Here is an 11765-nt window from a genome sequence, read left to right as displayed (position 1 = left end):
GTTCGGCCGGGGGGGCGCTTACATCAGGTTCGATGCGCGGCCGCTGACGACCTTCGCCGCCGGCGTCGGCGCAACTGCGCCGGCCGGCGCGCCGCTGCCCGCGTTCTGCGCGATGATGCGCGCGATCTCCGCGTTCGCATCGTCGCCGTACTTCGCGAACACGTCGGTCTCGTAGACGGTGTTCTGCACGTTGCCGAGCTGGTTGCCGCGTTCGTCCTTGATGTCGACGTCGACCTGCATCGACAGGCCGATGCGCAGCGGATGCTCCTTCAGCTCCTTCGGATCGAGCTCGACGCGCACCGGCAGGCGCTGGACGACCTTGATCCAGTTGCCCGTCGCGTTCTGCGCCGGCAGCAGCGAGAACGCCGCGCCCGTGCCCGCCGAGAAGCCGACGACCTTGCCGTGGTACTTGACCGACGAGCCGTAGATGTCGGCCGTCAGCTCGACCGGCTGGCCGATCCGCATGTGCTTCAGTTGCACTTCCTTGAAGTTCGCGTCGACCCACACGGCGGAGAGCGGCACGACCGACATCAGCGGCGTGCCCGGCGACACGCGCTGGCCGACCTGCACCGAGCGCTTCGCGACGTAGCCCGTGACGGGCGCGGGCAGCATGTTGCGCGCGTTGTTCAGGTACGCGTCGCGGACCTTCGCGGCGGCGGCGAGCACGTTCGGGTGATCGGCGACAGTCGTGTTCGCGGTGAGCGCGCGGTTCGACGCGAGCTGCTGGTCGGCGGCGTCGAGCGATGCCTGCGCGGCCTTCACCGCGTCGCGCGCGTGCGAGATTTCCTCCTGCGACACGGCGCCCGTCTGCGCGACGGCGAGCCGGCGGCGCAAGTCGTCCTGCGCCTTCGACAGATCCGACTGGCGCAGCGCGACCTGCGCGCGGTACTGGTCGTCGTTCACGTAGAGGCCGCGCACCTGGCGCACCGTCTGCGCGAGATTCGCCTCGGCCTGCTGCAACGCGACCTGCGAATCGGCCGGATCGAGCACGACGAGCGGATCGCCCGCCTTCACGGTCTGCGTGTCGTCCGCCTTCACTGCGATCACGGTGCCCGTCACCTGCGGCGTGATCTGCACGACGTTGCCGTTCACGTATGCGTCATCGGTGGTTTCGTGGAAGCGCGCGACGAGCAGGTAATAGAGGCCGTACGCGATCGCGGCGATCGCGATCACCACGAAGAGCAGCGTCATCATTCGCTTGCGCTTGCCGTTGTTCTGCGGCTGCGCGGGCGCTGCGTTTTGTTGAGGGTCGCTCATGGCGAGTTTCTCCGTCTTGTATCTAGGCGATTAAAGCGATATCCGGCGGCGTGCCGGGAATGATTCGGTTCAGTTCGACGCGTGCTGCGCGGCCGCGGCCGGCGCCGATGCGGACGCGGGGGCGGCGAGCGGCGTGCCGGTGGCGTCGAAGCCGCCGCCGAGCGCCTTCACGAGGCCGATCTGCAGGTCGCGGCGGCGCATCTTCAGGTTCGTCACCGTCTGCTCGGCGGCGAGCCGGTTGCTGTCCGCGTTCAGCACCTGCAACTGCGGCGACAGGCCCGCCTTGTAGCGGATCACCGCGAGCTCGTATGCGCGCGTCGATGCGTCGAGCGCGCGCTGCGCGTCGCCCATCTGCGTGTCGACCGAGCGGATCGACGCGACTTGCGTCGCGACGTCGTTCAGCGCATTGACGAGCGTCTGGTTGTAGTTCGCGACCGACAGATCGAAGTCCGCGTAGCGGCCCTTCAACTGCGCGCGCAGCGCGCCGCCGTCGAAGATCGGCAGATGGATCGCCGGGCCGAACTGCGCCTGGCGGCTCGCGAAGTTCAGGAATCGTCCCCAGCCGAACGCGTCGAAGCCGAAGCCCGCCGCGAGGTTGATGTCCGGGAAGAACTCGGCTTTCGCTTCCTTCACGTCGTGCATCGCCGCCTCGACCTGCCAGCGCGCGGCGACGAGGTCCGGGCGGCGCGACACGAGATCGGCGGGCAGGCTGTCCGGCAGCGCGACGGCGCCGCCCGGGCTCAGCACGGGCGCGGCGATCTGCAGCCCGCGGTCCGGGCCCTTGCCGAGCAGCGCGGCGAGCTGATAACGGACGTTCGTGATCTGGCCGTCGAGATCGGACAGCGTCGACTGGCTCGTCGCGATGTTGCCGCGCGCGGTCTGGCGCTCGACGTTCGTGTCCAGACCCGCGCCGACGCGGCCGTCGGTGATCTTGCCGACCGTCTGCCGGTTCGAGATCTCGTGCTCGGCGATGTCGCGCAGCGCGTATAGCTGCGCGAGCTGGTTGTACGTGCGCGCGACCGACGTCGCGAGGGTCACGCGCGCCTGCTGCATGTCGGCTTCGGCGGCCTTTTCCTGCGACACGGCCGCATGGAGGCGCGCGCGGTTCTTGCCCCACAGGTCGAGTTCCCACGACGCGCTCGCGAGCGCGTTGTTCTCGCTGTACCACTGGCCGCCAAAGGGCGGCGGAACGAGGGCGTTGCCGGAATACAGCTCGCGGGTCCACGAGTATTGAGCGTCCGCCTTCGGCAGGAGCGTCGAGCGCGACGACTCGATGTACGACGACGCCTTCGCGAGGCGCGCCTGCGCCTGCGCGATCGTCGGATTGCCTTCGAGCGCCTCGTCGATCAGCTTCGGCAACTGCGGATCGCCGAACTGGCTCGCCCAGTCGAGCGACGGCCACTGGCCGCCCTGCGCGGGCAGGCTCTGCGCGCTTTCGAACTGCGCCGCGGGCGCGATCGTCTTGTCGCTCTTGATGCCGAAATAGTTCGCGCATCCCGCGAGCGCCAGCGCGGCGACCGCGACGGCCGTGGCGGTCCGGCAAGCGGATAACGGGAAGGTTTTCATCGCTGGGTTTCCTGACTCGGAATCTGACTCGGAATGAATAATGGACACTGCAAGGATTTCCTTACATTTATCTGTCTAAATTAATTGTTGCGGCAATATTTATGACGGGCTTCCGGTCGCGCCAGGGCATTCGCCCGAATTCACGAGAATGCGGCGCAGCATGCTCTTGAGGAAGCCGACTTCCTCGGGCGTGAGGCCGTCGAGCACCTGATCGAGCACGCTGCGGAAGATCACCGGCATGCGCCTCGTGAGTTCGCGTCCCTCGTCGGTCAGCTCGAGCCGCACGACGCGCCGGTCTTCGCTGCTGCGCACTCGCTGCAGCAAGCCGCGCTTCTCGACGCGATCGAGCAGCCGCGTGATCGCGCTCGCGTCGATGCCGTACTCGCGCGCCAGCTCGGCCGCCGTCGAGCATTTGCCGACGGCGAGCATGAACAGCATCGTCGCCTGCGTGCCGGTGATGCCGAGCTCGGTTTGCGTGCGCTGCGTGACCATGTTCGTCATCAGCGATTTCACGCGCGACATCAGGTAGCCGACGCTGTCGTTGATCTGGTACAGGGCCAGATCCTGATCGGGCCGCGGGGAAGAGGGATCCGACATAAATTCTCTGAGGCTGCAATAGTTGACTAGGCAGCAGTATAACGCGAATAGTTGCTGCGGCAAATGTTAATTGAAGCGCGATTTGGTTGCAGAGTTGCAAAAATGGCCCTGACGCGAGTGGGCTCATCAATGGCCTCGCGCGCAGGGTGGCGTCGATGCCGCGCTGCAACGGAGTGCGCCGCTCGCGACATCTTGGCGTGCTATAATTTCAGGCTTTCCAAGCTGCAAATCGCGCGCGCATCGGGCAAAACGGTGTGCGCGCGCTTGCGCGTTCCATCCGTTTTCAGGTTTCTATGACCCGCGCCCTTCGCAACATCGCCATCATCGCCCACGTCGACCACGGCAAGACGACGCTCGTCGACCAACTGCTTCGCCAGTCCGGCACCTTCCGCGAGAACCAGCAGGTCGCAGAACGGGTGATGGACTCGAACGACATCGAAAAGGAGCGCGGGATCACGATCCTCGCGAAGAACTGCGCGGTCGAGTACGAAGGCACGCACATCAACATCGTCGACACGCCCGGGCACGCGGACTTCGGCGGCGAAGTGGAGCGCGTGCTGTCGATGGTCGACTCGGTGCTGCTGCTCGTCGACGCGGTCGAGGGCCCGATGCCGCAGACCCGCTTCGTGACGAAGAAGGCGCTCGCGCTCGGCCTGAAGCCGATCGTCGTCGTCAACAAGGTCGACCGCCCGGGCGCGCGGATCGACTGGGTGATCAACCAGACCTTCGACCTGTTCGACAAGCTCGGCGCAACCGAGGAGCAGCTCGACTTCCCCGTAGTCTACGCGTCGGGCCTGAACGGCTACGCGTCGCTCGATCCGGCCGCGCGCGACGGCGACATGCGTCCGCTGTTCGAGGCGATCCTCCAGCACGTGCCGGTGCGTCCGGCCGATCCGGAGGCGCCGCTGCAACTGCAGATCACGTCGCTCGACTACTCGACGTACGTCGGCCGGATCGGCGTCGGCCGCATCACGCGCGGGCGCATCAAGCCGGGCCAGCCGGTCGTGATGCGCTTCGGCCCGGAAGGCGAGGTGCTCAACCGCAAGATCAACCAGGTGCTGTCGTTCAAGGGGCTCGAGCGCGTGCAGGTCGAGTCGGCCGAGGCGGGCGACATCGTTCTCATCAACGGGATCGAGGACGTCGGCATTGGCGCGACGATCTGCGCGGTCGAAGCGCCTGAAGCGCTGCCGATGATCACGGTCGACGAGCCGACGCTGACGATGAACTTCCTCGTCAATTCGTCGCCGCTCGCCGGCCGCGAAGGCAAATTCGTGACGAGCCGCCAGATCCGCGATCGCCTGATGAAGGAGCTGAACCACAACGTCGCGCTGCGCGTGAAGGATACGGGCGACGAAACCGTGTTCGAAGTGTCGGGCCGCGGCGAGCTGCACCTGACGATCCTCGTCGAGAACATGCGCCGCGAAGGCTACGAGCTCGCGGTGTCGCGTCCGCGCGTCGTGATGCAGGAGGTCGACGGCGTCAAGCACGAGCCGTACGAGCTGCTGACGGTCGATCTCGAGGACGAGCATCAGGGCGGCGTGATGGAGGAGTTGGGGCGCCGCAAGGGTGAAATGCTCGACATGGTGTCGGACGGGCGCGGCCGCACGCGTCTCGAGTACCGGATTCCGGCGCGCGGCCTGATCGGCTTCCAGAGCGAATTCCTGACGCTTACGCGCGGCACGGGCCTGATGAGCCATATCTTCGATTCGTACGCGCCTGTCAGGGAAGGCTCGGTCGGCGAGCGCCGCAACGGCGTGCTGATCTCGCAGGACGACGGCGCGGCGGTAGCGTATGCGCTCTGGAAGCTGCAGGATCGCGGTCGCATGTTCGTGAAGCCGGGCGACGCGCTTTACGAGGGCATGATCATCGGCATTCACAGCCGCGACAACGACCTCGTCGTGAACCCGATCAAGGGCAAGCAACTGACCAACGTGCGCGCGTCGGGCACCGACGAAGCGGTGCGTCTCGTGCCGCCGATCCAGATGTCGCTCGAATACGCAGTCGAATTCATCGATGACGACGAGCTCGTCGAAGTGACGCCGCAGTCGATCCGCTTGCGCAAGCGCCACCTGAAGGAGCACGAGCGCCGCCGCGCGAGCCGCGAGGCCGAGGCCGGCTGAGCGTGCGCCGGGCATCGTCCGGGCGTCGCGCCGCATTCGCCGCGCATCTCGAAAGCCGCCTTCGGGCGGCTTTTTTGCATGCGCCGACGGGTGGCGGGCGCGCCGGTTGAAAAACTGTGTTTCATGCGTGCTCGGGAATGCGCGCGATGCCCGCGAAAGCCCGTCGCAGCGGGCTTTCAGGGCGCTATCGCCGCGCTCGCCGCAGGGTTTTCTGTGCTATGCTGCGCGCACGCAAGTTTTAGGTCCTTCCAAGCAAGACTTGATTCGCGCAATCCGCTAAACGGTCAGGCCGTGTCGCGGAAGGTTGAGTAACCCGCTATTTCTCGAGAAGCTCGAAGAAAGGTGAGCGTCAAATGTCAGATGTAATGAAGCAATTCCAGCTGAACTCGTATCTGTTCGGCGGCAATGCTTCGTATGTTGAAGAACTGTACGAAGCCTATTTGGATAACCCGGCGTCGGTGCCGGACAACTGGCGCGAATATTTCGATGCGCTGCAAAACGTCCCCGCAACCGATGGTTCGAGCGCGAGCGACGTGGCCCACAACCCGATCGTAGAGTCGTTCGCCCAGCGCGCGAAAGCCAACGCTTTCATCCCGCGCGAAAGCGGCGGCAACCTCGCCACCGCCCGCAAGCAAGTCCACGTTCAGTCCCTCATCAGCGCGTATCGCTTCCTCGGCTCGCAATGGGCCAACCTCGATCCCCTGAAGCGCCGCGAACGCCCCGCGATTCCCGAGCTGGAACCCGCGTTCTACGATTTCTCCGAAGCCGACCTCGACCAGACGTTCAGCGCGAGCAACCTGTATTTCGGGTTCGAGCAGGCGTCGCTGCGCGACATCGTCAAGGGGCTGCGCGACACGTACTGCGGCACGATCGGCGTCGAATTCATGTACATCAGCGATCCCGAGCAGAAGCGCTGGTGGCAGGAGCGCCTCGAGTCGAGCCGCGCGACGCCGAACTTCTCGGCCGACAAGAAGAAGCACATCCTGAACCGCCTGACGGCCGCCGAAGGCCTCGAGCGCTATCTGCACACGAAGTACGTCGGCCAGAAGCGCTTCTCGCTCGAAGGCGGCGAGAGCTTCATCGCGTCGATGGACGAAGTCGTCCAGCGCGCAGGCTCGAAGGGCGTGCAGGAAATCGTCATCGGCATGGCGCACCGCGGCCGTCTGAACGTGCTCGTGAACACGCTCGGCAAGATGCCGGCGGATCTCTTCGCCGAATTCGAGGGCAAGCACGTCGACGACCTGCCGGCAGGCGACGTGAAGTACCACAAGGGCTTCTCGTCCGACATCGCGACGGAAGGCGGCCCGGTCCACCTGTCGCTCGCGTTCAACCCGTCGCACCTCGAAATCGTGAACCCGGTGGTCGAGGGCTCCGCGAAGGCGCGGATGGACCGCCGCGGCGACGCCGACGGCCTGCAGGTGCTGCCCGTGCAGATCCACGGCGACGCGGCGTTCGCCGGCCAGGGCGTCGTGATGGAAACGCTGAACCTCGCGCAGACGCGCGGCTACGGCACGCACGGCACGCTGCACATCGTCATCAACAACCAGATCGGCTTCACGACGTCGGACCCGCGCGACGCGCGCTCGACGCTGTACTGCACGGACGTCGTCAAGATGATCGAGGCGCCGGTGCTGCACGTGAACGGCGACGATCCGGAAGCGGTCGTGCTCGCGACGCAGATCGCGATCGACTACCGGATGCAGTTCCACAAGGATGTCGTGATCGACATCGTCTGCTTCCGCAAGCTCGGGCACAACGAGCAGGACACGCCGGCCGTCACGCAGCCGCTGATGTACAAGAAGATCGCTCAGCACCCGGGCACCCGCGCGCTGTACGCGGAGAAGCTTGCGCAGCAGGGCGTGATCAGCGCCGAGGACGCCGACGGCTTCGTGAAGGCGTACCGCAAGGCGATGGACGACGGCCACCACACGGTCGATCCGGTGCTGTCGAACTACAAGAGCAAGTACGCGGTCGACTGGATGCCGTTCCTGAACCGCAAGTGGACGGACGCCGCCGACACCGCGGTGCCGCTCGCCGAGCTGAAGCGCCTCGGCGAACGCATCACGACGGTGCCGCAAAACTTCAAGGTCCACCCGCTCGTCGAGCGCGTGATCAACGACCGCCGCAACATGGCGCGCGGCGATCAGCCCCTCGACTGGGGCATGGGCGAGCACCTCGCGTACGCATCGCTCGTCGCGTCCGGCTACGCCGTGCGCCTGACGGGCCAGGATTCGGGCCGCGGCACGTTCACGCACCGTCATGCGGTGCTGCACGACCAGAACCGCGAGCGCTGGAACGACGGCACGTACGTGCCGCTGCAGAACATCTCGGAAGGCCAGGCGAAGTTCAACGTGATCGACTCGGTGCTGTCCGAAGAGGCGGTGCTCGGCTTCGAATACGGCTACTCGACCGCCGAGCCGAACACGCTCGTGCTGTGGGAAGCGCAGTTCGGCGATTTCGCGAACGGCGCGCAGGTGGTGATCGACCAGTTCATCTCGTCGGGCGAAGTGAAGTGGGGCCGCGTGTCGGGCCTCACGATGCTGCTGCCGCACGGCTATGAAGGCCAGGGTCCGGAGCACTCGTCGGCGCGCATCGAGCGCTATCTGCAGTTGTGCGCGGAGCACAACATGCAGGTCGTCCAGCCGACGACGCCCGCGCAGATTTTCCACCTGCTGCGCCGCCAGATGATCCGCCTGTTCCGCAAGCCGCTCATCGTCGCGACGCCGAAGTCGCTGCTGCGCCACAAGGAAGCTGTGTCGGATCTGTCGGAGCTCGCGAAGGGTTCGTTCCAGCCGGTGCTCGGCGAAGTCGACGGCGGCATCGACGCGAAGAAGGTCAAGCGCGTGATCGCGTGCTCGGGCCGCGTGTACTACGACCTCGTCGCGCATCGCCGTGAAGCGAAGGCGAACGACGCCGCGATCGTGCGGATCGAGCAGCTCTATCCGTTCGCGCACAAGCAGTTCGAAGCGGAAATGAAGAAGTACGAGAACGCGACGGAAGTGGTCTGGGTGCAGGACGAGCCGCAAAATCAGGGGCCGTGGTTCTATGTCGAACACCACCTGAAGGAAGGCATGAAGGAAGGGCAGAAGCTCGCGTACAGCGGCCGCCCGGCTTCCGCCTCGCCGGCCGTCGGCTATTACGCGAAGCACTACGAGCAGCAGAAGGCCCTCATCGAAGGCGCATTCGGCCGCTTGAAGAGCGCATCGGTCGCGAAATAAAGAGACGTAGCGAAGCGGGAAGGCGCGGCGCGCTTTCCCGCGCGCTGTCGGGCGCCCGCGCGCGACGCGCGCCGCGATACCCGGCAGCGCATGCGGACGTCTCGTCATTACCCAGATTAAGCATCCAGGAAATTCACATGGCTATCGTAGAAGTCAAAGTCCCCCAGCTTTCGGAGTCGGTTTCGGAAGCGACCATGCTGCAGTGGAAGAAGAAGCCCGGCGAAGCCGTCGCACAAGACGAAATCCTGATCGAGCTCGAGACCGACAAGGTCGTCCTCGAAGTGCCGGCGCCCGCCGCGGGCGTGCTCGCGCAAGTGCTGCAGAACGACGGTGACACGGTCGTCGCCGACCAGGTGATCGCGACGATCGACACCGAAGCGAAGGCGGGCGCGGCCGAAGCCGCGGCAGGCGCCGCCGAAGTCAAGCCGGCCGCCGCTCCCGCCGCCGCGCCGGCGCCCGCCGCGCAGCCGGCTGCCGCCGCCGCGTCGAGCGCCGCGGCCGCATCGCCCGCCGCATCGAAGCTGATGGCCGAGAAGGGCATCGGCGCGGCCGACGTCGCAGGCTCGGGCCGCGACGGCCGCATCACGAAGGGCGACGTGCTGTCCGCGGGCAGCGCGCCGAAGGCCGCGGCGGCCCCCGCGCAGGCGTTGGCCGCGGCGAAGCCGTCGCTGCCGGAAGTGAAGGTGCCGGCGTCGGCGACGACGTGGCTCAACGACCGTCCGGAGCAGCGCGTGCCGATGTCGCGCCTGCGCGCGCGTATCGCCGAGCGTCTGCTCGAATCGCAGCAGACCAACGCGATCCTGACGACGTTCAACGAAGTGAACATGCAGCCCGTGATGGATCTGCGCGCGAAGTACAAGGACAAGTTCGAGAAGGAACACGGTGTGAAGCTCGGCTTCATGTCGTTCTTCGTGAAGGCGGCCGTCCACGCGCTGAAGAAGTTCCCGCTCGTGAACGCGTCGATCGACGGCAACGACATCGTCTATCACGGCTATTTCGACATCGGCATCGCGGTCGGTTCGCCGCGCGGCCTCGTCGTGCCGATCCTGCGCAACGCGGATCAGATGAGCCTCGCCGACATCGAGAAGAAGATCGCCGAATTCGGCCAGAAGGCGAAGGACGGCAAGCTGTCGATCGAGGAAATGACGGGCGGCACGTTCTCGATCTCGAACGGCGGCGTGTTCGGCTCGATGCTGTCGACCCCGATCATCAACCCGCCGCAGTCGGCCATCCTCGGCGTGCATGCGACGAAGGAACGTCCGGTCGTCGAGAACGGCCAGATCGTGATCCGTCCGATCAACTATCTCGCGCTGTCGTATGACCACCGGATCATCGACGGCCGCGAAGCGGTGCTGTCGCTCGTCGCGATGAAGGACGCGCTCGAAGACCCGGCGCGCCTGCTGCTCGACCTGTAAGCACGCTTTTCTCACCGTATCGAACCGCTTCGGCGGGCCGCGCGGGCGCCCATTGCGAGGCGCCTGCTCGGCTTGCCGGAGCCAAATCAAAGGATTGTCATGTCGAAGGAATTTGACGTCGTCGTGATCGGCGCGGGCCCGGGCGGCTATATCGCCGCGATCCGTGCCGCTCAACTGGGCAAAACGGTTGCCTGCATCGAAAAATGGAAGAACCCGGCCGGCGCGCTGAAGCTGGGCGGCACGTGCCTGAACGTCGGCTGCATCCCGTCGAAGGCGCTGCTCGCGTCGTCGGAGGAATTCGAGAACGCGCAGCACCACCTCGCCGACCACGGCATCAGCGTCGACGGCGTGAAGATGGACGTCGCGAAGATGCTCGCGCGCAAGGACGGGATCGTCGAGAAGATGACGGGCGGGATCGAGTTCCTGTTCAAGAAGAACAAGATCACGTGGCTCAAGGGCCACGGCAAGTTCACCGGCAAGACCGACGCCGGCGTCACGATCGAAGTGAGCGGCGAAGGCGAGACCGAAGTCGTCACCGCGAAGAACGTGATCATCGCGACGGGCTCGAAGGCGCGTCACCTGCCGAACGTGCCGGTCGACAACAAGATCGTCGCGGACAACGAAGGCGCGCTGACGTTCGACACGGTGCCGAAGAAGCTCGCCGTGATCGGCGCGGGCGTGATCGGCCTGGAGCTCGGCTCGGTGTGGCGGCGCCTCGGCGCCGAAGTGACGGTGCTCGAAGCGCTGCCGGCGTTCCTCGGCGCGGCCGACGAGGCGCTCGCGAAGGAAGCGGCGAAGCTGTTCAAGAAGCAGGGCCTCGACATCCACCTCGGCGTGAAGATCGACGAAGTGAAGACGGGCGCGAACGGCGTGTCGATCGCTTACACGGACAAGGACGGCAACGCGAAGACGCTCGACGCCGACCGCCTGATCGTGTCGGTCGGCCGCGTGCCGAACACCGAGAACCTCGGCCTCGAGGCGATCGGCCTGAAGGCGAACGAGCGCGGCTTCATCGACGTCGACGACCACTGCCGCACCGCGGTGCCGAACGTGTACGCGATCGGCGACGTCGTGCGCGGCCCGATGCTCGCGCACAAGGCGGAAGACGAAGGCGTGCTGGTCGCGGAAGTGATCGACGGCCAGAAGCCGCACATCGACTACAACTGCATTCCGTGGGTGATCTACACGTATCCGGAAATCGCGTGGGTCGGCAAGACGGAGCAGCAACTGAAGGCCGAGGGCCGCGAGATCAAGTCGGGCCGGTTCCCGTTCTCGATCAACGGCCGCGCGCTCGGCATGAACGCGCCGGACGGCTTCGTGAAGATGATCGCGGACGCGAAGACGGACGAGCTGCTCGGCGTGCACGTGATCGCCGCGAACGCGTCGGATCTGATCGCCGAAGCCGTCGTCGCGATGGAGTTCAAGGCGGCGTCGGAAGACGTTGCCCGCATCTGCCATCCGCACCCGTCGATGTCCGAAGTGATGCGCGAAGCGGCGCTCGCCGTCGACAAGCGCTCGCTCAACAGCTAAGCGCGACGGCGCAGCACCGCGCGCCGGCCTTCGCGGCCGGCCGCGCAGTTTCTCGGCGAAGG

8 protein-coding genes are annotated in these 11765 nt (G+C 66.0%); 4 read left to right on the top strand and 4 right to left on the bottom strand.

What is annotated here, in order from left to right; all coding sequences use genetic code 11:
* Nucleotides 1-18: 18 nt before the first annotated feature.
* The 4 genes from WT16_RS01215 to WT16_RS34665 all read right to left on the bottom strand — a co-directional run bounded on the left by WT16_RS01215 (nucleotide 19) and on the right by WT16_RS34665 (nucleotide 3761).
* On the bottom strand, nucleotides 19-1257 hold the full coding sequence (locus WT16_RS01215) for an efflux RND transporter periplasmic adaptor subunit (protein WP_063532537.1): 1239 nt from the start codon (nucleotides 1255-1257) through the stop codon (nucleotides 19-21).
* 69 nt (nucleotides 1258-1326) lie between these two features.
* Nucleotides 1327-2823 (bottom strand): efflux transporter outer membrane subunit, encoded by a 1497-nt coding sequence (locus WT16_RS01210; RefSeq protein ID WP_063532536.1) that lies wholly within the window; start codon nucleotides 2821-2823, stop codon nucleotides 1327-1329.
* 99 nt (nucleotides 2824-2922) lie between these two features.
* Nucleotides 2923-3420, bottom strand: a complete 498-nt coding sequence (locus tag WT16_RS01205) for a MarR family transcriptional regulator (RefSeq protein ID WP_015601381.1) — start codon at nucleotides 3418-3420, stop codon at nucleotides 2923-2925.
* 200 nt (nucleotides 3421-3620) lie between these two features.
* Nucleotides 3621-3761: a pyridoxal-dependent decarboxylase gene (locus WT16_RS34665; RefSeq protein WP_231892009.1), complete on the bottom strand. Its 141-nt coding sequence runs from the start codon at nucleotides 3759-3761 to the stop codon at nucleotides 3621-3623.
* Between WT16_RS34665 and typA the strand changes: the two genes are divergently transcribed.
* The 4 genes from typA (at nucleotide 3714) to lpdA (ending at nucleotide 11703) form a co-directional block, all read left to right on the top strand.
* The gene (gene typA / locus WT16_RS01200) at nucleotides 3714-5540 is read left to right on the top strand and encodes a translational GTPase TypA (protein ID WP_006026540.1); all 1827 of its coding nucleotides are present in this window, start codon (nucleotides 3714-3716) and stop codon (nucleotides 5538-5540) included. The genes WT16_RS34665 and typA overlap by 48 nt on opposite strands.
* Before the next feature lie 353 nt (nucleotides 5541-5893).
* On the top strand, nucleotides 5894-8758 hold the full coding sequence (locus WT16_RS01195; RefSeq protein ID WP_009912636.1) for a 2-oxoglutarate dehydrogenase E1 component: 2865 nt from the start codon (nucleotides 5894-5896) through the stop codon (nucleotides 8756-8758).
* A gap of 137 nt (nucleotides 8759-8895) precedes the next feature.
* Nucleotides 8896-10173 (top strand): 2-oxoglutarate dehydrogenase complex dihydrolipoyllysine-residue succinyltransferase, encoded by a 1278-nt coding sequence (odhB, locus tag WT16_RS01190; protein ID WP_015601426.1) that lies wholly within the window; start codon nucleotides 8896-8898, stop codon nucleotides 10171-10173.
* 99 nt (nucleotides 10174-10272) lie between these two features.
* The gene (lpdA, locus tag WT16_RS01185) at nucleotides 10273-11703 is read left to right on the top strand and encodes a dihydrolipoyl dehydrogenase (protein WP_015601780.1); all 1431 of its coding nucleotides are present in this window, start codon (nucleotides 10273-10275) and stop codon (nucleotides 11701-11703) included.
* The last annotated feature ends 62 nt before the right edge of the window (nucleotides 11704-11765 follow it).

This window comes from Burkholderia sp. MSMB1589WGS, assembly GCF_001636105.1.
In the GTDB taxonomy this organism is placed as follows: domain Bacteria; phylum Pseudomonadota; class Gammaproteobacteria; order Burkholderiales; family Burkholderiaceae; genus Burkholderia; species Burkholderia humptydooensis.
The sequence above is the reverse complement of the archived record's forward strand: the minus strand, read 5'-3'. Positions and strand labels throughout refer to the sequence as shown.